The organism is Cyanobium sp. FACHB-13342, assembly GCF_014697415.1.
GTDB lineage: Bacteria > Cyanobacteriota > Cyanobacteriia > PCC-6307 > Cyanobiaceae > Cyanobium_A.
Window position 1 is genome coordinate 177099 of record NZ_JACJRT010000007.1, and the last position, 20554, is coordinate 197652.

Sequence of the window (20554 nt, forward strand, 5' to 3'; positions counted from 1 at the left end):
TCATGCAGCTCAGCCGGCACGCGATCGACAAGCTCGAGACCTACGGAATTTGCGGTGATCGCCTGATCAGCTGGCAGGAAGCTTTCGAGCAAGGGCAGCGACATCTGGACCTGAGCACAGCTGCCACGGTGGTGGTCACCGTCTGGGAAAACCGCCCATGGATCGCCATCCTCAGCCAAGATGAAGAAAGGGTGATCACCACCTACCCCACAGACCACCGAACCGTGACCAACCGCCTGGGAGCAGGACGATGGATCAACCCCAACACCTGAGCACCCAACTCGAAGGAATGGAGCGCCTCGTGGATGCCGACAGCGGCGCCATCCTGTTTCGCCACCCCAGCCTGCGGGGAATACCCGATCTAGTGCTGGAAGGGGATGGCTACACCCTGGAGTTCATGGGCCCCACCCTGCTCTGCGTCGACATCCGCAACCCCGGCGGTCTTGCCAAGCTGCTGGCCGAGCCCTTCAAGACCCAACTGCCGGTGGCTGTGTAGCCCATTGCAGGAGGCGGATGGAGCCATAACCCTCGCCGAGATCCCAACAGCTCCCGCAGGTCGCCATCCACGATCCGAGGGCTGCAGACAGGCACTCAGGCTCGCTGATGCAGGACATGCGGGGCTTCAAATCCGGTTTTTGCGGGCAACGTGATGTGGCTTTTGCGGGCCAGCTCGGTGGGTCACGTCCGTCCGAGCGCCAGGCGCAGGGGTTCATCGTCGACCCGGGGGATCGGGGCGCCGGGTTTCACCATGCCTAGGTGCACCTGCACCCGCTTGACGGCGGCCAGGTTGTCGGCCAGCACCCCGCCCGGCTCCAGCAAGGGCCCCTGCTCCCGCAGGCTCGGATAGAACAGGCCCTTCTCCGCTTCGCGGAAACGCAACACGCTCAACTTCTCGCGAAACGCCATCAGCCGGTCGGCTTCGTCGGGATGGCGATCGGCGTAGTCGTGGGCGTCCTGCCAGGTGCGCAGCAGCCGCACCAGGTCGTTGCGGTGGCGCAGCGCTAACAACGGATCCACCACCAGCACATCGAAGATCTCGCCAGGCTCCCCGCCATCTCGCCCATCGGCATCGGCACCACCTGCACATCCTTCAGCCCCATGCCCGCCTCCTCCAGCGCCCGGCTCAGCACGTAGGGGCCCAGGGTGGAGGGGGTCACCGCCACCTTGCGGCCGCGCAGATCTTCCACCGAGACCACCCCCCGCCGGGCCGCCACCATGTCGCCTCCCCGGGATTCATCCAGCACCAGCACCACCACCGGGCAGCGCTTGGGCTGCTGGCCTCAGTTCGGGAACAGGAACTGCACTTGGGCGCGGATCGTCACGTCACCGAAGTTGTCGGGCTTCACCACATTCGCGAAGGCCTGCAGGGACGCATTGATCGGCTGACTCCCGACCCGGAACACTCGTCCCACACCACCCCCCACCGGCAGGATCCACTGGTTGCCACTGGCCGCCCGCCAGTTGGCGGTGACGATCGGCGAGGTCACCAGATACCAACCATTGGCCAGGTTGTAGTTGATGAACGGCTGGAGCAGAAAGGCGCTCACCGCACCGCGGTCGCTGTCGCCCGCAAACGACCACACGTTGTTCAGCAGCGCGCCCGCCACCCAGGGGCCCTTGCTGTACACCGCCACCGCCGCCGGCCCCGCCGACCACTTGCCGCTGCCCAGGCTGTCGGAACTGGCGGTGGGCAACACCAAGGTGGGGCCGAAGCCGAGGGTCCAGGGCCCCTTGCCCTTGGGCACGAAGAAAAAGCTGGGGTTGAGATCGCCGATGCCGTTCTGGGTGCCGGCAGCCGTGGGCTGGCTCAGCACCGGCAGGATCGTGCGAGTCACCAGGGTGAGGTCTTTGCTGAGCGCAAACGGCACCACCGGCTGAATGTTCAACACATTGAGGGTGTTGTCTTGATTGGGGCCCATCCCCGGGGTGAGGTTGTTCTGGAAGGGAACGCTGATCAGGTTGGCAATCGGATTCTGGGCTTCAGCCGCGAGCGCTTCTGTCTTGGCCTCGGATTGGGCTTCGGCCTCAGGCGTGGTCGGTTCAGCTGCGGCGGGCAACAGGCCAGGCAGCAACGCAGCAAGGGCCAGGGCGGCGAGGGGGCGGGCCATGCAGCAGCGCAACGATCGGATGGGGGACTTTACCGGCCAAAACGGCGAGCCATCGCGCCGAGACGGCTTGCGGCGCAATGCTTTTCAAAAAACGCCGCCCCAGGAGCTCCAGGCAGCTGGACCAGCAAGGCTGACTTAACGGCAGGCGCCCCGAACCCACCACAATGGATCCATTCACCGCAGGGCCTGGATGGGCGTTCTCACAGCACTGGCGATCCTGGCGGGGCTGATCGTGGTGCACGAGGCGGGGCATTTCTTTGCCGCTACCTGGCAGGGCATCCGCGTCAGCAGCTTCTCGATCGGCTTCGGGCCGGTGCTGCTGGAGCGCCAGCGCCGCGGCGTGCAATTCGCCCTCCGCGCCATTCCCCTCGGCGGCTTCGTCGCCTTCCCCGATGACGACGACGACAGCCCCATCCCCAAAAACGACCCCAACCTGCTCTCCAACCGGCCCCTGCCCCAGCGCGCCTTGGTGATTGCCGCTGGCGTACTCGCCAACCTGCTGCTGGCCTACGCCGTGCTGCTCGGCCAGGGCCTGGTGCTCGGCATCCCCGCCGGCTTCAGCGCCACCCCCGGCGTGCTGGTGAGCGGCGTGCAGCCCGGCCAGGCCGCTGCCGCCGCCGGCCTCCAGCCCGGCGACCGCATCGTGAGCCTCGATGGCACCCCCCTCGGCGGTGGCCAGAGCGCCGTGGCGGCCTTGGTGGAGCGCATCAAGGCCGCCCCCGACCAGACCCTGCGCCTCGACGCCGAGCGCAACGGCCAAACCGTGCCCCTGCAGCTCACCCCCGCCGACCTCGGCGGCATCGGCCGCATCGGCGCCCAGCTCCAACCCAATGGCACCGAGGCCTTCCGCCCCGCCCGCGGCCCGCTGGAGCCCTTCCGCCAGGCCAACCACGACTTCCAGCTGCTGCTGGGCCGCACCGTGGAGGGCTTCGTGACCCTCGCCACCCACTTCGGTGAAACCGCCGGCCAGGTGAGCGGTCCGGTGAAGATCGTGGAAATGGGCGCCTCGCTGGCCAAGCAGGGCGGCAGCAGCCTGTTCATCTTCACCGCCCTGATCTCGATCAACCTGGCGGTGCTCAATGCCCTGCCCCTGCCCCTGCTCGATGGCGGCCAGTTCGTGTTGCTGCTGCTCGAGGGCCTGCGGGGCAAGCCCCTGCCCGAGCGCTTCCAGATGGCATTCATGCAGTCGGGCTTTGTGTTTCTGGTGGGCCTCAGCGTGGTGCTGATCGTGAAGGACACCTCCCAGCTGCCGGCGGTGCAGCAGCTGCTGGCGCGCTGATGCCCCGCCTGGCCAGTGCCCGCAAACGTGCTCCCGAGTTGCTCGAGCGCCTCGGCGCCCTCTACCCCCACGCCACCTGCTCCCTCGACTGGCGCACCCCCTACGAGCTGCTGGTGGCCACCATGCTCTCGGCCCAGTGCACCGATGCCCGGGTCAACCTGGTGACCCCGGCCCTGTTTGAGCGCTTCCCCGATGCGGCCGCCGCCGCCGCGGTGGAGCCCGCCGAGGTGGAGCCCTATGTGCAGTCCACCGGCTTCTTCCGCAACAAGGCCAAGGCGATCGTGGGGGCCTCCCGCCTGCTGATGGAGCGCCACGGCGGCGAGGTGCCCCGCACCATGGAGGAGCTGCTGGTTCTGCCGGGCGTGGCCCGCAAAACCGCCTCGGTGGTGCTGGCCTGGTGCTTCGGCATCAACGCCGGCGTCACGGTGGATACCCACGTGAGTCGGCTGGCCCAGCGCCTCAAGCTCAGCCGCCACAGCGAGCCGCGGCGGATCGAGCCCGACCTGATGAAACTGGTGCCCCAGGCCCACTGGCAGGACCTCTCCATCCGGCTGATCTTCCACGGCCGCGCCGTGTGCACCGCCCGCAGCCCCCGCTGCGGCAGCTGCCCGATCGCCGACCTCTGCCCAATGGGGGGCAAGCCCGCAGGGTAAGCTCAAATCACGTATCCGATCGCAGCCCAGGCCGCATGGCGAAGAAGTCGATGATTGCGCGCGATGTGAAGCGCAAGAAGATGGTGCAGCGCTTCGCCGCCAAGCGGGCTGCCCTGATGGCCGCCTTCAACGCTGCTGCCGATCCCATGGAGCGCCTGGAGATCCACCGCAAGATCCAGGATCTGCCCCGCAATAGCGCCCCCACCCGCGTGCGCAACCGCTGCTGGGCCACCGGCAAGCCCCGGGGCGTCTACCGCGATTTCGGCCTCTGCCGCAACCAACTGCGCGAGCGCGCCCATAAGGGTGAGCTGCCCGGCGTGGTCAAGTCGTCCTGGTGATGGCTGGCTCACCCCATTGATTCAGGCGCCTGCGGGCGCCTTTTTTTGTGGGCCTGCCTGCGGCCAAACGCGAGAAAAAGCGAAGGAAATCCCCTGTGGCCGCAGGCCAAATGCGAGAATGGTCCTTGACAACAACAGGACATAAGCTCACGTGCAAGGACAAACTCAGTCGATCTCCTTCGATGGTCGGGAGATCCGGCTGACCACCGGTCGGTTCGCCCCCCAGGCCGGGGGCTCGGTGATGGTCGAGTGTGGTGATACCTCGGTTCTGGTCACCGCCACCCGCTCCGGCGGTCGCGAAGGCATCGATTTCCTCCCCCTGATCTGCGACTACGAAGAGCGGCTCTACGCCGCCGGTCGCATCCCCGGCAGCTTCTTCCGCCGCGAGGCGCGCCCCCCCGAGCGGGCGATCCTCACCTGCCGCCTGATCGATCGTCCGATGCGGCCCCTCTTCCCCAGCTGGATGCGCGATGACATCCAGGTGGTGGCCACCTGCCTATCGCTCGATGAGCGGGTGCCACCCGACGTGCTCGCCGTCACCGGCGCCTCGATGGCCACCCTGCTCGCCAAGATCCCCTTCCACGGCCCCATGGCCGCGGTGCGGGTGGGCCTGCTGGGCGACGACTTCGTGCTCAACCCCAGCTTCCGCGAGATCGAGCGCAGCGAGCTGGATCTGGTGGTGGCCGGCACGCCCGAGGGCGTGATCATGGTGGAAGCCGGCGCCAACCAGCTGCCCGAGCAGGACGTGATCGAGGCCATCGACTTCGGCTACGAAGCGGTGTGCGAGCTGATCAAGGCCCAGCAGAACCTGCTCAAGGAACTCGGCATCGAGCAGGTGATCCCCGAGGCCCAGGTGGTGGACGCCACCCTGCCCAGCTTCCTGGAGAAGGAATGTGCCAAGGGCATCGGTGAGGTGCTCAAGCAGTTCTCCCAGACCAAGCCCGAGCGCGACGAAAAACTCGACGCGATCAAGGCCGAGGTGAGCGAGAAGATCGCCGCCCTGGCCGAAGACGACCCGATCCGCGCCGCCGCTAGCGGCAAGGCCCTGGCCAACAGCTACAAGAGCCTCACCAAGCAGCTGATGCGCGCCCAGATCGTCAAGGACGGTAAGCGCGTCGATGGCCGCAACCTCGACGAGGTGCGTCCGATCAGTGCCGCCGCCGGCGTGCTGCCCAAGCGCGTGCACGGCTCGGCCCTGTTCCAGCGTGGCCTCACCCAGGTGCTCTCCTGCGCCACCCTCGGCACCCCGAGCGACGCCCAGGAGATGGACGACCTCAACCCGTCCACCGAGAAGCACTACCTGCACCACTACAACTTCCCCCCCTACTCCACCGGCGAAACCAAGCCGATGCGCTCCCCCGGCCGCCGCGAGATCGGCCACGGCGCCCTGGCCGAGCGGGCGATCGTGCCGGTGCTACCCAGCAAGGAATCCTTCCCCTACGTGCTGCGCGTGGTGTCGGAGTGCCTCAGCTCCAACGGCTCCACCTCCATGGGCTCGGTGTGCGGCAGCACCCTGGCCCTGATGGATGCCGGTGTGCCCCTCAAGGCCCCCGTGAGCGGCGCCGCCATGGGCCTGATCAAGGAGGGCGACCAGGTTCGCATCCTCACCGACATCCAGGGCATCGAGGACTTCCTCGGCGACATGGACTTCAAGGTGGCCGGCACCGAGAAGGGAATCACCGCCCTGCAGATGGACATGAAGATCACCGGCCTCGACGTGAAAACCGTGGCCGATGCGATCAACCAGGCCCGTCCGGCCCGCCTGCACATCCTCGAGAAGATGCTTGAGGCGATCGACAAGCCCCGCGACACCATGTCGCCCCACGCCCCGCGCCTGCTCAGCTTCCGGATTGATCCGGAGCTGATCGGCACCGTGATCGGCCCCGGCGGCCGCACGATCAAGGGCATCACCGAGCGCACCAACACAAAGATCGACATCGAGGACGGCGGCATCGTCACGATCGCCAGCCACGACGGTGCCGCGGCCGAAGAGGCCCAGCGCATCATCGAAGGCCTCACCCGTCGCATCAGCGAAGGCGAGGTGTTCACCGGTGGCGTCACCCGGGTGATCCCGATCGGTGCCTTCGTGGAAATCCTGCCCGGCAAGGAGGGGATGATCCACATCTCCCAGCTCTCCGAAGCCCGGGTGGAAAAGGTGGAAGACGTCGTCAACGTGGGCGATCAGGTGACCGTGCGCGTGCGCGAAATCGACAACCGCGGCCGCATCAACCTCACCCTGCGCGGCGTGCCCCAGGCGGACGCCCCTGCACCGGCCTGAAGCGAGGCAGGCTCACCTCTGCCAACCTGAAGCCGGTCACCCTGTGGCCGGCTTTTTTCATGCAAATCTCCTCTCCCCTGGCCACCCCGTTCCGACTCGACACCCGCTCCCTGGCCCTGTTTCGGATCCTGATCGCCGTGGTGGTGATCATCGACCTGGGCACAAGGCTTTCGCTTGTGCAGGTGTTTCTCGGCAGCGGCGGCCTCCCCAACCCCGAAGATCCCACCCTGTTCCCCGCCTGGTTGTGGTCGGTGCATCGGCTTCACGGGGGGAGCACAACCGCCATCACCCTTCTACTTGTGCAGATGGGAGTGGCCGCAGCGGTGCTGGTGGGCTGGCGCAGCAGGCCAAGCTTCATTGCGCTCACCTTGCTCACCCTTTCGCTGCACAACGCCAACCCTTACATCCTCGATGGCGGCGATCGCAGCCTGATGGTGATGATGATCTGGGCCTGTTTTCTGCCCCTAGGCCAACACTGGTCGCTGGATGCCCGTCAGGGGCTGGTGCCAGCAGCCCCGCCGCCCAACGGGGTGTACTCCCTGGCCAGCATCACCTTCACCCTGCAGATCTGCCTGATCTATTGGGTGACGGTGAGCCACAAAAGTGTCGACCACTGGGTCATCCAGCGGGATGCCGTTTGGTATGCCCTCAACCTGGATCATTTCGCGACCCGCTTCGGCGCCTGGGCGGCCCGCTTTCAGCCATTCACCACCCTCAGCTCCATCACGGCCTATGCCATTCAGCTGCTGGCACCAATCGCCCTGCTCTGGCCCACCCGGATCTGGCAGGTGCGGCTGGGCGGCCTCATGGTGCTGGCCACCATGCACCTGGGCTTCATCCCCTTTCTGGAACTCGGACTGTTTCCCTGGATCAGCCTCGCCGGTCTGGTGGCCCTGATCCCTGGAGAGTTTTGGCCGCTGGTCGCCTGCCTCCAACCAGGCAGGCCAACCACCCAGGCCCAGAGCCCACAACCCGACGTCCCCTCACCTAAACCACCGCGGTACCGGTTACTCGAGCGGATCCACAACCCCCTGTTGATCCTTCTGATCACCCTGGCCTTGATCACAACAGTGAGCGACCGCAGCCGCCCAGCAGGCCTGGCCCCCGAACTTGAACCCATCAAGGCCCTTGGCATTCACCAGCACTGGAAAATGTTTGCGCCCCTTCCCCAGCCCGTTGATTACTGGTTTGAAGTTGTGGAGACAGGCTCCTCTTCGCCAGGTTCACTCGGCCACCAAAGGCGCTTCGTGGTGCCTGGGCTTGAGCCCTTCACGGGCCCTGGAAATCCCCGTCGCCTAGGGCATCGGGTTCACACCCAACGCTGGCGCAAATTCATCGACAACCTCTACTCCCATCGCCACCGAGAAAACTTGGCACGGAGCTATATCCGCCAGCTCTGTCTTCAAACCGAGCCAGGAGAGGTTCCTGGTCGACAACATGAATGGGATCTCGTGCGCATGGAAGAGCCAACCGGGGTTATGGGCGATCTAGCCAGCTACCCAGTTCGCCTTCCCATTGCCCGTTTCCGATGCCGGTGATCGTTAGAAAAAGAGCAAGCAGGCCGTACTGGGCAAGGACACCAAATCCGAAGGTCCCCAGCGAACGCCCCCAGGCAGCACCACCGACAGAACAATCAACAACACCCCAATCAGCGCAAGCAATCGACACTGCCCAAAGCGGGGGGTAAAGCGCTGCACTAGGCGCGGAGCTGGCAACGCAACAGCCGCAGCGGGCAACAGGCTGGGAATCAGCACCAGCAGTAAGGCCAAGGACAGAGGTCTCAACCAAATATCGTCGACGAGTTGGTAAAAAAACAAGGACACCAGGAAAGGGAGGGCCATCGGCGAGGCCTGTCGCCATTGGGTCTTTGCCCAGGGCACAAAACCTGTGGTGAGCAACAGAGCACAGCCCGTGCCAGCGAACCCGCACCAGTACAGCAAAGCCACCCAGATGTTATGGGGCCCGCAGAGGCTGGATCCCCAGGGAATCGCCTGGATTCCCTGGCCCCACACAGGAGAGAGCCAGGTCTTGCGAAGGTAAAGAACCCAAGTGGCCAGACGCACGCCGGAGGTCTGGATTCCAGAGGTCTGCGGCGAAGTGGTGAATTCCTGCGCGTTACGGCTGGCGAAATCCTGCAGGAAGCTTCCCGCATCGAGCAGCAGCGAGAAACCCACCGCCATGGCCATCGCCACCAGCCCCATGCGCAGAGCAGTTACCCAGAGCACACGCTGAGGGGCGGGGCTGCGACGCCACTGCCACCACAGGGCCGCCAGGCCAAGGCCCATTGCCAGGAAAGCCCCATCACCACGACTGAGCACAAATTGGGCACAGCAGAGCACCGGTACCGCCCAACAGATCCCCCACCAGAACCTGCGTCGATACCGGATCAGGCCCTGCTGCAATTGCTGGAGCAATGGGATGAATGTCCAGAGCAGTAGCACGCTGATCTGATTGGCCCAGCGGGAATTGAGATAGAGATAGGGAACCTCAAGCAACTCGCGGCCCCCCGGAGCCAGTCGACGCAGCCAGACGTAGGGCTGCAGTTCAAAGGCCCGCATCACCAGCCAGAGGCCCACATCAATCCCAACGAGGGCTACAGCCAAGAGGGCCAGGAGTCGAAAACCCTCATCCGTGCGCTGTCGCCAAGCCTCCACGAGCAATGGCATCAGCCCGAACTGCAACAACACCAATCCCAGAAAACCTAGGGAAATCCAGGGAATGGGGCCCAACAAACTGGCCACCACCGTGACCAGCGAAAACCCCAGCAGCCCCAGTCCATACCAACCTGAGGCGACTGGCCGACCCAACCAGGAGGCTGCCTGAGGCCGATAACACCAGGCCAGCATCCCAAGGGCCAGCCCAACCTCCACAAGCCGATGGATCTGAAACTTGCCAATTGGATTGCCGACGCCGATCGAGGCAACGGCCCCAATCAACAGCAAAGCCAGATACCAGCGCAATGGACTCTCAAACAAACCTGGAAGTCGTTGGAGAGAAGAGCGATTTAGCCATGGGCGGTGCAGCGATGCAGGTGCCGTCACGCTGCGCAGTCAAGGAGTCTTGAAGGTAGCCAGAACAACCGACATCACCACCCCACTCACACAAAAATGCCCGCGCCGTTACACTCCAAAACCCGGATCAATCGTGGCCAGCGCTGCCGCTGCCTTGGTGCACAGCTCGGCATGGGACAGGCCATGGCTGGCGATTAGGCAGCCGGCCTGGCGGATGTCGCCGGTGTTGTAGCTGAGCGGTCGCCCATCGGCATGGCTGAAGGCGCCGCCGGCGGCCCGCAGCACCGCCTCGGGGGCAGCCATGTCCCAATCCTTGGGAGCGCTCTTGCCGGAGAGGGAGATGTAGAAATCGGTGTCGCCGCGCAGGATCGTGGCCACCTTGCCGCCCACGCTGCCGATCGCCTTGGTGTCGCCCAGGGCCAGGGCCGCGAGAAGCTGCTCCAGCCGCTGATCGCGGTGGTTGCGGCTGGCCACCAGCACCAGCTCGCCGAACGCCCGCCGGCCGCTGAAGCGCACCGGACTGCGGGCCCCGGCGCGGTTTTCGCACCAGGCCTCGCCGCTGGCCCCGTTAAGGGAGGGCATCACCCCCAGCCACAGCTCCTCCAGCTCCGGCAGCAGCACCACCCCCAGCACCGGTGTGCCGCCGTGCACGAGCGCCAGATGCACGGCGTACTCGCCGGTGCCCTGCAGGAAGTCTTTGGTGCCATCGAGGGGGTCAAGGATCCACAGCCACTCGGCGTCCAGGGGCTGGCCATCGATGAGCTGCTCCTTGGCGGTCTCCTCGCTCAGCACGGTCCAATCGGCAGCGGGGAACGCCGCGGCCAGCCCCTCCAGCAACCAGCGGTTCACCGCCAGATCGGCCGCGCTCACGGGGCCCTCGCCGCCCTCATCCACACGCAGTGCCCGGGGAAAGCCGTAGGGGGGCTGCTCGCCGCGGCCGTAGGCCAGCAGGATGTCGGCCGCCCCCCAGCTGAGCCGGCGCAGCTCCGCCAGCAGCCCCTCCAGCGCAATGCCCGAGGGCAGGGGGAGGGCAGCCGGCATCATGGTGGGGCAGGGATCAGCATTGTGCAGGAGCCCGCACCCAAGCCCACGCCCCCGCCGTGCAAGCCCCCGAACCCGCCCCCGGCGTGCTCTATCTGGTGGGCACCCCCATCGGCAACCTGGCCGACCTCTCGCCCCGCGCCCGCCAGGTGCTCGCCGGCGTCAGCCGCATCGCCTGCGAAGACACGCGCCGCAGTGGTTTGCTGCTGCACCAGCTGGGCCTGCGCCAGAAGGAGCAGGGGCCCCGGCTGGTGAGCTTCCATGCCCACAACCAGACCGCCCGCATCCCCGAACTGCTGGCTGCCCTGGCCGCCGGTGAGGCCCTGGCGGTGATCAGCGATGCGGGCCTGCCGGGCATTTCCGATCCCGGCGAGGCGCTGGTGGCGGCCGCCCGCGATGCAGGCGTGGCGGTGATCTGCGTGCCCGGCCCCAGCGCCGTCACCACCGCCCTGGTGAGCAGCGGCCTGCCCAGCGGCCGCTTCTGCTTTGAGGGCTTTCTGCCGCCCAAGGCCACCCAGCGCCGCCAGCGCCTGCAGGAGCTGGCCGCCGAGCCCCGCACCGTTGTGTTGTTTGAGGCGCCGCACCGGCTGCAGGATCTGCTCGTGGACCTACTGGCGGTGCTGGGGGATCGGCCCCTGCGGGTGGCCCGCGAACTCACCAAGCGGCACGAAGAGCAGGTAGGCCCCACGGTGGCCGCAGCCCTGGAGCACTTCCGCCGCACGCCGCCCCAGGGGGAGTGCACCCTGGTGCTGGGGGGCGCCACGCCGCCACCGCCGCCAAGCTGGGATGCCGCTAGCCTCATGGCCGAACTTCAGGCCCTGCAGGCCGCGGGCCACAGCAGCAACGCCGCCGCCAAGGTGCTGGCCGAACGCACCGGCCACAGCAAGCGGGAGCTCTACGCCCTGCTGCACCAGCACGCCCTGCAGCCCGACAGCTGAAGCGGCAGACTGCCGCCAGCAGCTGCCCCATTGGCCCGATGTTTGTGCGCGCGCGCCTGCTGATGGCCAGCCTGATGGGCGGCAGCCTGCTGCTGGCGATCCTCTGCCTGGGCGCCCAGAACCTCGACCAACGCCCCAGCCTCAACCTGGGCTTCAGCCGCACCGCTCCCTTGCCGGCTGGGTTTTTGGTGGGGGTGGCCCTGGTGATCGGCGTGATCAGCGGCGGCTGCAGCGCGGCGCTGCTGGCCCCCCGCAACGCTCAGCTGCCAGGCAGGGAGTAGAGGCTGCCCTCAATCACCACCCGGCTGATGCCCTGGGCGATCAGGTAAGGGGCGGTGCGCTCCAGCACCCGGGTGTCGGGCACCTTGATCACCCGCTGGGAACGGCCGCAGTGGCGCTTGGCCTGGCGCGGATTGGCAAACACCAGCAAGGCCTGACGCTCCTCCTCGCCATCAGGAAGCTGCCCCAATTCCGGGAATTCCTTGAGCGGCTTGGCCTGGAGCTCCACGGTCTTGTCGACCAGCATGTAAACGCTGGCCGGCAGGGGCGCCTGCGCTAGGGGAAGGCACTGGGCTGGCTCGCCCGCGTGGGTTCCCAGCAGCACCGGCACCTCCACGAATTGATCGGCGGAGTCGTCGTCGCTGAAGTCGTCACTGAAGTCGTCGCCGAAATCGTCGGCATCGTCGATCGCCAGCACCGAGGCGTCTTCCGCGGTGGCGGAATTGGCTGGGTTGAGGGAAACGTCTCCGGTGGCGGAGTCTTTGGGCTCAGCGGTGTATTCAGGCTTGGTGGGGCGACCGCGCTGCTGTTTGAGCTGTTCATATTCGGCCGGATCCAGGGCTGCCTTGGCCACCCGGCTCACCGTGCCGGCCGTGCAGCCATACACCTCCGCCAACTCGGCACTGCCCTCACCGGCACGAAAGCGCGCCACGATCTCGCTTTTCTGGCTGTCGGTGAGCCGGGTGGCAGCCATGGGACGAAACGTGCGCAGCAGACCACTCTAAGGGCGGCTTGGCACTCAGGGAGTGGGCGGCTTGACGTTGGAACAGGTGGCGCGGTTGAACTTGGATGCGATGCGCTGGCTGCCTTCTTGGTAGATGGTCTGGGCCTTCTGGCGATCGCCAGCGGCCTGGGCCGCACTGATCTTGCTGGCAAACCTGCCGCAAGCCTCTTCGAGGCTGACCGCCTGGGCCCCCAGAGGCGCTCCCAGGGCAAGCAGGGCCACACCAGCCAGCACCGAGGAAGAACGCACGACCCACACACCAGAAGGTTTCCACTCTGGCGGACGGCTGATTGAAAGGGGCGACTGGCCGCGTGCGCGATCATGAACACACGAGCTCCCTTAGCTCAGCTGGATAGAGCAGCTGCCTTCTAAGCAGCCGGTCGATGGTTCGAATCCATCAGGGGGCGTTTCAGTCAGGGCCTGCTTTCTCGGCCCAAAAGCCTTTCTGACACTGGCTTTTGGGCTGACAGGCTTTGCCGGCTTCTGCTCGCCCATGCCAGGCTGTGAGAAGGACCTTCTCACATACCTTCTCACATGCCAGCGGTCCCGGAATGGGATGTTCTGCTCCGCGGCGGCGTCCTGCGGGCCCTCGGCCAGAGGGGCTGCCGCAGTGGCTGGACGGTGTCGAATTTCAGGGGACGTGCCCGGCTTCACATCACGGCTCGCGCCGGGGACGGGCAGCGCAAGCAGCTGCTCCTGCCATATCCCTGGGAGTCGGACCAACTCGAAGCCATCCGAGACGGCGTGGTGACGGTCTACGAGGCCTTCCAAAACGGGGCCCCTCTCGAGCTTTCCGTCGCCGAGCTGAGTACAGCGAAGGCTGAGGCTGAGGCCAGGCGCCAGGCAGAAGCCATGGCCAGCCAGCCCTCAAACCTGCAGCAGAGCGTTCCATCTCCAGCAACAGCCAGCCGCCCTATCTCGATTGACTGGGCCGGCCTGATCCGCCGCTACCAGCAGCACAAGCTGCGCAGCGGTGAAATCAAGGAAACGACCTGGGAACGGCTTTACAAGCCGCGAATGGCGCTGGTCCTCAAGACAGCGAAAGGGCCACCGGCTGCCCGCGACGCAACCCAACTGCTGGAAGCGCAAGCTGATCTGTGGAGTCAGCGCCCTGGCTGTCGCACCAGAAGACTGCAAATCCAGTACACCGCTGCTTTGCTGCGTTGGGCGGCCAGCCAGAAGCTGCTTCCAGCCCAATGGGCTCCGCCGCCTGACCTCTCAACAATCATCGGCCGGTCACGGGAGAGCCGAGCGGTCACGACGCCAATCGCCGTGCCAGACATCCTGGCGATGGTGCAGGCCATCCCAGACCCGCGCTGGCGGTTTGCCTTTCAACTGCTCTGCGCCTTTGGTCTGCGACCCGAAGAGCTGCAGCATCTGCAGCTTCGCCAGGGGCGGCTCTGGTGCACGTATGAAAAGGTTGCCTCTCGCGGCAAAACCAAGCCCAGGCCCCTGCGGCTGCTGCCCTGTGACCAATGGGCCACGGAATGGCAGCTCCTCGAAACCTTTGATCCGGCAAAGCTCCCGCCCATGCGAGCTGGCTTCGGCTCGGATTCCTTCAGTCGCTACCTGCTGCGGAGAGACCACTGGCAACACCTACGCCAGCAGTACGAAACCCAGGGAGAAAAATTGGTGCTCTATTCCTGCCGGCACGGTTACGCCCACCGGGCCCACGTGATCTGTGACCTGCCGCCCAAGGTCGTCGCCGCCGCAATGGGTCACAGCGTTCAGACCCATTTGGCGGCCTACAGCCGCTGGTGTGGGGATGACGTGGTGGATGACGCCTTCAGCAAAGCGGCCCAACGGCTCAGTGGCATGACGCCCTGAGCCTGCTGCTGTGCAGCGCTACTGCTCACCGGTTGGCTTGATGTAACCAGTGTCGATCAGAAAGGCCCGCAAGGCTTCCGGGAAAGAGCTGTAGACGATTTCCCGGCCCAGGCACTTGCCGTTGTCATCCAGGTCGCCCTTGCACTCCTTCAACCCCCAGTCTGAGGAGTCGTAGCGCTGGGTCATGCGATCCCAGCCGTCATACAGCTCGCCCACCAGCGCCTTGTTGGCGACGTAACCGGCCAAAAACCCATTGGGTGATTCAGGGTTCTTCTGTTGGAACCATTCGGCCATGCGCTGCAGGTTGCGGCGATGAAGTGGTTTGAACTCAGGCCGATGGGACACATCCACAAAGGCATCGCCCTGCAGCTGCCAGATGCGGGCAGGTGCGGTGCTGCAGGCGTAGCAGGCAAAGCGATAGAGGAACCGGTTGTCGACATCGACGATCAGGAAGCGGCCATTCCGCAACGGGTCCTCTGCTGGTGAATCGCCCCCGTCGAAGGGCCCGAGTGTCACCTCACGCCAGCTCTGCCCGCTGCGATCGCTGGTGAGCACCTGGATCTGATTGCAGCAGTGCGCACCTCCGGTGAAGGAAGAGAGCAGAACTTCGGGGTAGGGGTTCTCCGGATCCATTTCTGCGATCTGGACCACCGCAGCTGGACTGCCACCCCATTTCTCAGCGCCAACGAGCCGACCGACCTCGTTGCCATTCACACGAACGACAGCCACCGGCTGAAGCACATTCGATCCGGACTCGTTGATCCGCCGCTGCTGCTGCGCGTTGACCTCCAAGGCGCCACTGCGTAACGAACCGCTCATGCGGTTGTTCTGGTAGTCCATCTTCAGGACCTGGGCGACAGCCGGACTGCCGCAGAGGGCCCCCACTCCGATCAGAACGGCAATGAAACGCGCTCGCAGAGACACCAGGCAATCGGCAGGCCGCTCTCACGAACCGTAGGAAGAGCGGCCGCGCCTGCAACCTCACTCACTGCTTGAGATGGCGGCGGCTCCAGCCGGTGATCGAGGCCTCGATGTTCTCCCCATGCCACTGCAGGGGACCTTTGCCTTCGGTGCAGCCCCAGCGGCGGAAGTGCTTGCCGGGTTGCAGCACCCCGCGCAGCCGCAGCTGACGCAGGGTTTCGCGGCTGATACCAAGCAGCTCACAGGCCTGAGCTGTGCTGATCCAGACCCGCTGGCGGGTGGTCGTGACCTGGGTGTCCATCAGGCCCTCGCCAGCTGCGCGCAGCAGCGCTGGAGCGTGTCGACCAACCAGCTGCGGCGGTAGCTCTTGACCTGGCGCGGGGCCCCGTCAACAAACTGTTGGCGACACGGGGGTTCTTCGCCGAACTCCTCGCGGTAAGCCCTGGCCACGAGCTTGCCGGCGGCGCAGAACTGGCTGCGCGGCAGCGCTTGCTGGAACACCTCCAGCCAGGCATCTCCCAAGGTGAGCTCCTCGTCAGTCGGCGCACCGGGGAGCAACCCAGCACTGGCGGTCAGCACGTTGCTGCGGACGATGTCCTTGAACAGAAGCTGGTCGCGCTGATCCAGGCCGCCCAGCCGCTCGAACAGATTGATGCTCCGCTCCACCAGGGCAATCACGTCGGCTTCCCGGATCCGAGCTGGAGGGGTCTCGACGGGAGTCGGTTGGGCCTGCTGGACGCTCTCCAGGAACCAGCCATCCATCCACACCGCGAACGGCGCACTGATCCAGCGGGCCAGGTCGACAGCGACCTGGGGATGAACCCAGGTGCCGCCACCACCGGCGCCGCCTGAGCGGGACTCAACCAGGGCGTGGACGGAAATTCCGGCCACGCTCTCCAGCGCATCCAGATAGTGCTGGCACCGGTCGGACTCGCGGTAGTCCTTCCAGCGTTTGCCATTGGCCTTGCACATGGCCGTGGCATTCACGTAGCCATCGCTGGTGCGCCGAGAGATCGGGGTGCCGTTCCAGGAACGGGAGACCAGAGCCTGCTGACTCATCAGAGCGACAGTTGTGGAGGGATGGGACGACGTTGTTGTGGTGTTCATCGGTCTGAGGTCGGTGAAATGGGCTGGGCCCCACTGGCGGCGACGCCTGCTGCTGGGGGAAAAGGGCTGTTGGTGCTGACCGCTCGCAGCCGCGGCGGCACGGGGCCGGCGATCACCAGCAGCAGGGTGCTCAGCTGAAACAGCAGCCCCACCACCACCAGCAGTCGCAGAGCGGTGAGGCTGTTGACCGTGACGGCGACGGTTGTGGGCCGGCGGGTGCGGCAGAACGCCGGAAGCTGGGGGCGGCGCCCAGCGCCGCCGTTGCTGACCAAGTGAGGAGCAGCCATCAGAAGGCGGCCTCCTCGTCGTCATCCACAACCCAGCCGCCTCCAGCGGTGTAACCCTCCTGTTCCTCGAAGCCCTCGGTGGGATCGACCTGCTCGTAGGGAACGAACTCGACGACCTGGACGGCGCGGGGCTGGAAGGTCATGCCGCAGCCGTTTTCGCCATCCCAGTCGTAGATGTCGAAGGCCACCACGACCTTGGAGCCGTTGCCGATGGCGGCCCCATCCCAGGGCTGCTTTTTGGCATCGACGATGCGGGGGCCCTCAGACAGGGAGCCATCACGCCGCTGGAACTGCGGCACCTTGAAGCGCACCGCGGTGAGCTCACTGGGCTTTTCCTTATCCGGCTTCCAGGGGAAGCCCTTTTCGGCGCGGCGCTTGCGACTGCCATGCAGAGCAATGAACTGGTCCTCCATCGCCAGCAGGAAGGACTGCGCCGTTTGGTCACTGTTGGGAAGCAGCAGATCGCAGGTCCAGGCCTTGGGTTTGCTCTTGTCGAGCTGGTGCCGGGGCGTGATCAGGTGAGCCCAGCGCACTTCGGCGAGGGGCGTGCGGAAGATCGTCTTAGCCATGGGTTGACTCGGGGTGAACGGTGGACGCGAGGGGTTGATCGAATGGGGCCAGCGGCGGCAGGCCAAGGCGCTCGCGCAGCAGGTGATGCACGGCGCCGCTGGCCGAGAGGTTGCGGGCCTCCATCAGCTCGCGGACCTGCAGGTAGACGTCGGTGCGCACCTGGGTCTGGATGACATGGCGACCGGCCCGGGAGCGGGGTTGCTCGCCATAGCGACGGGGCTTGCTCACGGCTCGGCAGCTGCCTGAGCGCCTTCGAACTCCTCGAGGAAGCGGTCGATGAAGGCGCTGTGCTGGTGCTGGGTGATGCGATCACCGATCGAGCGGGCATTGCGCGGCACCTGGAAGTGCTCACGGAACGCCGTGGTCAGCTCACGCCGCGCGGCTTGGGGAAGGGCCAGGATGCGCTGGTGCGTGGCCTCAATCTCCTGGGCCGTGAGTGGCTCGAGAGCGACATCACCGCCACCGGCGCCTGCACAGGGTTCGGATGCCTCAACAGAGGACGTCTTCGCCGGCAGAGCGGGACGTTGCGCACCAGCAGAAGCGAGCTCAACAGTAGAAGTTGCCTCAGGCTCTACAGGCATAGCCTGCTTGTCCAAAGGAATGCCCAGCAGCATGGCCAGCATCCAGCCGGAAGCCTGAAGTGGGTCGTCGACCTCGTCGGCCCACTCCTCACTGCTGACCTCGGCGCCACCGGCGTGCATCACCGTGACCCGCAGCTTGTGGCGGCCACGGATGTCGACCAGCTGGCTACTGAAGGCAATGCCCTGGGCAAATGCCGGCCTGGCCGCTTCGACCACGGCGGCCAGGTCAAGGGACGGAACAGCCTGCACCTGTTCCTGGAAGGAGGCCAGGGCGGCCGTGAGGGCGCGCTCGGCGCTGCCTTTTTCGCCGAGCAACTCAAGGGCGCCGGCTGGCACGTCTGCGCGTGCGGGGATCTGCGTCATGGCATCAGGGTGTCGGGCTCGTGCCCGCTGGCCTGAGCTTAGCGGCTTTCTAACGCGAGCCGCAATCGGTTGGCGTCCTCGGATTTATCCGGGTTCCTTCCTGCGTCGCCGGGTGGCAGGCTTGGGCGCTCCTGCCGGGTCGTCGGCTTCCCAGGCTCGGATCCACTCGTCAGGAAGGAACTGCTCGTCTTGCACCCAGAGTTGCGCCAGTTCGGAAGTGGAGTAGTCGTCGAGGGCCAGGACCTCTCGAAAACGCTTGCGGTACATCTCCGGCACCGACGCGGCGAGCTGCTCCAAGGCATCGGTGACGTCGGCGTCGCGCGTTCTGATCACACGACGCACATGGCGCCTCCAGTTCTGACAGAGATCTTCGGCTTCTTTCGACGAGAACGTGGGAGAGAGAACTGCCTGGTAAGTCTCTGGGACGGCCAGATATCCGATGTAGCAGCTCCAGAAATCAACGGCATCCCAGGGTTTTCCGTCGTTGCCCCGTAATGGCTCTGCATATTCGAGCTGTTCTCGAATGCGCTGGGATTTGACCCCTTCCAGTCGTCGATTGCTATCCAGCAACCTTCGGTTCAGTTCTTCGAGCTGGAAAAAAGCTTTCTGGCGCAGCTCGCCAGCCTTGCCCTGCTCGATGACTGAAAGGTTGCCGTAGGAGATCACCTCAAACTTCGCTTCCGCGCCCCACTCACAGGCGGTGTACTGGGTCCAGCCGTTGCGGCGGCGCCAGTTCAACAGCATCTTCCCGAAGGCCCGACGTGACTCCTGCTGCCAGTCGAGGACGGCCTGGTAGGAGCGCCCCGTCAGGTCCATGTCGTATGTCATAGCCCGATTCTACGACCTACTTGCCATTGCAAGCCAGAGCCTGTCAAGACTTGGCGGCATGGATTGAGTGGTTCACCGGCTCGGCCAGCAGCTGTTTGACCTGCTGGCCGCTCAGGATCCGGCCCGTCTGAGCCTGGAAGCGCAGGGCCAGCGTGTACGGGTGTGCACCGGGATGACGGCGAGCGAGCGCCTGCAGCTGCCCGCGAAGCTCGGGCCGAGTCATGCCGTTTGCTCGCCGACGGCGCTCAGCTTCAGGACTGCCTGGGCCTGTTGAACCGAGCGGCAGACGGCTGCAAGGCCGCCGAGATCTTGCACCGCCTGCAGGAAGGCGCGCTGCTCAGTGCTGATGACCCCGCAGTTCGTCTTGATCTCCAGGGCAACGAACTGAGCGATCTGCTGGCCGACCAGTTCAGGCGTGATCTCCAGCGAGCGCAGACCGATCAGATCGCTGCTGCCCTTGCACAACCCGAAGCGCACGAAGCGCCCCTGCTGGTCGATCAGGGCACCGGTGTTGTTGCGCCAGAGCCGCACTGGTCCGCGGCCGCAGGCCAAGCGGATGCGCTGCTGGATCTCGTGTTCGCTGGGGGAGGAGGCCATGCCTCCTGTTGCCGGGCAGGGCGAAGGGGATGATCAGCGCACGTCCCAGGGATTGATCAACTCCAGCCCGATCTCGGCAAAGTCGGCCACGTTTCTTGTGGCCAGGGGAGCGCCATGGGCCAGCGCCGTGGCTGCGATCACCGCATCCGCTGTCGCCATCGGTCGGGCCAGCCATTCCCGCCGCTGCAGCAGTTCGCCGTACCAGTGGGCCGCTTCGCTGGTGAAGGGCCAAATTCGGCCCGCAAATAATTCGGTCGCCAGCGCATCCCAGCTCTGCTGCAGTTGCTGCTTACGGCGGCCATCCGGCAGCCGGGACAGACCGTGCAGGATTTCAGCTTCATTCATCGCCGTGATCGCCACTGCCTCTGGATCAAGGCCATTGGCCCAGGCCAGCACCCGCGGTTCCGGCTGCAGCCGCATCAGCTCTGAGATCACATTGGTATCCAGCACGATCACCGCAAACTCCTTTCCTGTGGTGCCTGATCTCCCGAGGTTTCCGCTTCCTATTCGCCCTCAAACTGCGCGGGGATAGGCAGGGATGATCTTGCTGGCAGCTCCAGCTCCACGCCACCGAGCTGGGCGAAGTGCTCATGGATGCGAGTGCCCAGGCCCTTGCCTCCAGCGACAGGCTGCCGGGCTTCGATGGCGGTGCGGAGGATCGTGCGGGCTTCCTCCTCCATCGAGCGTCCATGGCGCGCGGCCTGAATGCGCAGCTGCGCTTTGGTGCGCTCGTCGAGGTTGCGGATGGTGAGGCTGGCCATGGATGACTCCCGCTTGCACTGACAGCATTGCAGTCAACGCTAAGGCCTCTGGCGGCTGCTCGC

At 65.6% G+C, this 20554-nt stretch carries 29 protein-coding genes and 1 tRNA gene; 11 read left to right on the plus strand and 19 right to left on the minus strand.

Annotated features, from left to right (window positions below; genetic code table 11):
* The first annotated feature begins 2 nt into the window (after nt 1-2).
* Together H6G16_RS04680 and H6G16_RS04685 are read left to right on the plus strand one after the other, a co-directional pair.
* A complete protein-coding gene (locus tag H6G16_RS04680) occupies nt 3-272 on the plus strand; it encodes a hypothetical protein (RefSeq protein WP_190389128.1) in 270 nt (89 codons plus the stop codon).
* Nucleotides 251-496: a hypothetical protein gene (locus H6G16_RS04685; RefSeq protein ID WP_190389129.1), complete on the plus strand. Its 246-nt coding sequence runs from the start codon at nt 251-253 to the stop codon at nt 494-496. The genes H6G16_RS04680 and H6G16_RS04685 overlap by 22 nt, the downstream gene beginning before the upstream one ends.
* 182 nt (nt 497-678) lie before the next feature.
* Here the strand turns inward: H6G16_RS04685 and H6G16_RS04690 are convergent, their stop codons facing one another.
* The 3 genes from H6G16_RS04690 to H6G16_RS04700 are packed head-to-tail and all read right to left on the minus strand — an operon-like array spanning nt 679 to nt 2108.
* Nucleotides 679-1020: a hypothetical protein gene (locus tag H6G16_RS04690; RefSeq protein WP_190389130.1), complete on the minus strand. Its 342-nt coding sequence runs from the start codon at nt 1018-1020 to the stop codon at nt 679-681.
* Nucleotides 1002-1256 carry an ABC transporter substrate-binding protein gene (locus tag H6G16_RS04695; protein WP_190389131.1) on the minus strand — a complete coding sequence of 85 codons (255 nt, stop codon included), beginning with the start codon at nt 1254-1256 and terminating at the stop codon, nt 1002-1004. The genes H6G16_RS04690 and H6G16_RS04695 overlap by 19 nt, the downstream gene beginning before the upstream one ends.
* Nucleotides 1257-1280: 24 nt before the next feature.
* The gene (locus tag H6G16_RS04700) at nt 1281-2108 is read right to left on the minus strand and encodes a neuromedin U (protein WP_190389132.1); all 828 of its coding nucleotides are present in this window, start codon (nt 2106-2108) and stop codon (nt 1281-1283) included.
* Between the two features lie 190 nt (nt 2109-2298).
* Between H6G16_RS04700 and rseP the strand changes: the two genes are divergently transcribed.
* The 5 genes from rseP (at nt 2299) to H6G16_RS04725 (ending at nt 8194) form a co-directional block, all read left to right on the plus strand.
* The gene (rseP, locus tag H6G16_RS04705; protein ID WP_190389133.1) at nt 2299-3387 is read left to right on the plus strand and encodes an RIP metalloprotease RseP; all 1089 of its coding nucleotides are present in this window, start codon (nt 2299-2301) and stop codon (nt 3385-3387) included.
* The gene (nth, locus tag H6G16_RS04710; RefSeq protein WP_190389134.1) at nt 3387-4040 is read left to right on the plus strand and encodes an endonuclease III; all 654 of its coding nucleotides are present in this window, start codon (nt 3387-3389) and stop codon (nt 4038-4040) included. The genes rseP and nth overlap by 1 nt, the downstream gene beginning before the upstream one ends.
* 35 nt (nt 4041-4075) lie before the next feature.
* Nucleotides 4076-4378, plus strand: coding sequence for a 30S ribosomal protein S14 (gene rpsN / locus H6G16_RS04715; RefSeq protein WP_190389135.1), 303 nt, complete (start codon nt 4076-4078; stop codon nt 4376-4378).
* A gap of 151 nt (nt 4379-4529) precedes the next feature.
* Nucleotides 4530-6656 carry a polyribonucleotide nucleotidyltransferase gene (locus H6G16_RS04720; protein WP_190389136.1) on the plus strand — a complete coding sequence of 709 codons (2127 nt, stop codon included), beginning with the start codon at nt 4530-4532 and terminating at the stop codon, nt 6654-6656.
* A 59-nt stretch (nt 6657-6715) separates the two neighbouring features.
* Nucleotides 6716-8194 carry an HTTM domain-containing protein gene (locus H6G16_RS04725; RefSeq protein ID WP_190389137.1) on the plus strand — a complete coding sequence of 493 codons (1479 nt, stop codon included), beginning with the start codon at nt 6716-6718 and terminating at the stop codon, nt 8192-8194.
* Nucleotides 8195-8197: 3 nt separating this feature from the next.
* On the opposite strand, the gene H6G16_RS04730 is transcribed toward H6G16_RS04725, so the two are convergent.
* Both H6G16_RS04730 and H6G16_RS04735 read right to left on the minus strand, forming a co-directional pair.
* Complete coding sequence (locus H6G16_RS04730) at nt 8198-9463, minus strand: hypothetical protein (protein ID WP_190389138.1); 1266 nt, start codon at nt 9461-9463, stop codon at nt 8198-8200.
* Nucleotides 9464-9775: 312 nt separating this feature from the next.
* Entirely contained in the window at nt 9776-10711 is a 936-nt protein-coding gene (locus H6G16_RS04735; protein ID WP_190389139.1) for a 3'(2'),5'-bisphosphate nucleotidase CysQ, read from the minus strand.
* 56 nt (nt 10712-10767) lie between these two features.
* Here H6G16_RS04735 and rsmI point away from each other — a divergent pair, with 56 nt between their 5' ends.
* Nucleotides 10768-11646 (plus strand): 16S rRNA (cytidine(1402)-2'-O)-methyltransferase, encoded by an 879-nt coding sequence (gene rsmI, locus H6G16_RS04740; RefSeq protein ID WP_190389140.1) that lies wholly within the window; start codon nt 10768-10770, stop codon nt 11644-11646.
* A 38-nt stretch (nt 11647-11684) separates the two neighbouring features.
* Nucleotides 11685-11927 (plus strand): hypothetical protein, encoded by a 243-nt coding sequence (locus tag H6G16_RS04745; protein WP_190389141.1) that lies wholly within the window; start codon nt 11685-11687, stop codon nt 11925-11927.
* On the opposite strand, the gene H6G16_RS04750 is transcribed toward H6G16_RS04745, so the two are convergent.
* Both H6G16_RS04750 and H6G16_RS04755 read right to left on the minus strand, forming a co-directional pair.
* Nucleotides 11906-12619, minus strand: a complete 714-nt coding sequence (locus tag H6G16_RS04750; RefSeq protein ID WP_190389142.1) for a hypothetical protein — start codon at nt 12617-12619, stop codon at nt 11906-11908. The genes H6G16_RS04745 and H6G16_RS04750 overlap by 22 nt on opposite strands.
* Before the next feature lie 45 nt (nt 12620-12664).
* A complete protein-coding gene (locus H6G16_RS04755; protein WP_190389143.1) occupies nt 12665-12898 on the minus strand; it encodes a hypothetical protein in 234 nt (77 codons plus the stop codon).
* Between the two features lie 84 nt (nt 12899-12982).
* Here H6G16_RS04755 and H6G16_RS04760 point away from each other — a divergent pair.
* Nucleotides 12983-13056 (plus strand) — tRNA-Arg (locus H6G16_RS04760).
* A 127-nt stretch (nt 13057-13183) separates the two neighbouring features.
* A complete protein-coding gene (locus H6G16_RS04765) occupies nt 13184-14476 on the plus strand; it encodes a hypothetical protein (protein ID WP_190389144.1) in 1293 nt (430 codons plus the stop codon).
* An 18-nt stretch (nt 14477-14494) separates the two neighbouring features.
* On the opposite strand, the gene H6G16_RS04770 is transcribed toward H6G16_RS04765, so the two are convergent.
* The 12 genes from H6G16_RS04770 to H6G16_RS04825 all read right to left on the minus strand — a co-directional run bounded on the left by H6G16_RS04770 (nt 14495) and on the right by H6G16_RS04825 (nt 20491).
* Nucleotides 14495-15400, minus strand: coding sequence for a hypothetical protein (locus H6G16_RS04770; protein ID WP_190389145.1), 906 nt, complete (start codon nt 15398-15400; stop codon nt 14495-14497).
* A 61-nt stretch (nt 15401-15461) separates the two neighbouring features.
* Complete coding sequence (locus H6G16_RS04775; protein WP_190389146.1) at nt 15462-15698, minus strand: helix-turn-helix domain-containing protein; 237 nt, start codon at nt 15696-15698, stop codon at nt 15462-15464.
* A complete protein-coding gene (locus H6G16_RS04780; protein WP_190389147.1) occupies nt 15698-16456 on the minus strand; it encodes a KilA-N domain-containing protein in 759 nt (252 codons plus the stop codon). Before H6G16_RS04780 ends, H6G16_RS04775 begins: the two co-directional genes overlap by 1 nt.
* A 44-nt stretch (nt 16457-16500) precedes the next feature.
* Nucleotides 16501-16791 (minus strand): hypothetical protein, encoded by a 291-nt coding sequence (locus tag H6G16_RS04785; RefSeq protein WP_190389148.1) that lies wholly within the window; start codon nt 16789-16791, stop codon nt 16501-16503.
* Nucleotides 16791-17360: a hypothetical protein gene (locus H6G16_RS04790; protein WP_190389149.1), complete on the minus strand. Its 570-nt coding sequence runs from the start codon at nt 17358-17360 to the stop codon at nt 16791-16793. Before H6G16_RS04790 ends, H6G16_RS04785 begins: the two co-directional genes overlap by 1 nt.
* Nucleotides 17353-17589: a hypothetical protein gene (locus H6G16_RS04795; protein WP_190389150.1), complete on the minus strand. Its 237-nt coding sequence runs from the start codon at nt 17587-17589 to the stop codon at nt 17353-17355. The genes H6G16_RS04790 and H6G16_RS04795 overlap by 8 nt, the downstream gene beginning before the upstream one ends.
* Nucleotides 17586-18305, minus strand: coding sequence for a hypothetical protein (locus H6G16_RS04800; protein ID WP_190389151.1), 720 nt, complete (start codon nt 18303-18305; stop codon nt 17586-17588). Before H6G16_RS04800 ends, H6G16_RS04795 begins: the two co-directional genes overlap by 4 nt.
* A gap of 84 nt (nt 18306-18389) precedes the next feature.
* Nucleotides 18390-19133 carry a hypothetical protein gene (locus H6G16_RS04805; protein ID WP_190389152.1) on the minus strand — a complete coding sequence of 248 codons (744 nt, stop codon included), beginning with the start codon at nt 19131-19133 and terminating at the stop codon, nt 18390-18392.
* Nucleotides 19134-19176: 43 nt separating this feature from the next.
* The gene (locus tag H6G16_RS04810; protein WP_190389153.1) at nt 19177-19356 is read right to left on the minus strand and encodes a hypothetical protein; all 180 of its coding nucleotides are present in this window, start codon (nt 19354-19356) and stop codon (nt 19177-19179) included.
* Nucleotides 19353-19730, minus strand: coding sequence for a VRR-NUC domain-containing protein (locus H6G16_RS04815; protein WP_190389154.1), 378 nt, complete (start codon nt 19728-19730; stop codon nt 19353-19355). The genes H6G16_RS04810 and H6G16_RS04815 overlap by 4 nt, the downstream gene beginning before the upstream one ends.
* 33 nt (nt 19731-19763) lie before the next feature.
* A complete protein-coding gene (locus H6G16_RS04820; protein WP_190389155.1) occupies nt 19764-20186 on the minus strand; it encodes a PIN domain-containing protein in 423 nt (140 codons plus the stop codon).
* A gap of 47 nt (nt 20187-20233) precedes the next feature.
* Nucleotides 20234-20491, minus strand: coding sequence for a plasmid stabilization protein (locus tag H6G16_RS04825; protein ID WP_190389156.1), 258 nt, complete (start codon nt 20489-20491; stop codon nt 20234-20236).
* Between the last annotated feature and the right edge of the window lie 63 nt (nt 20492-20554).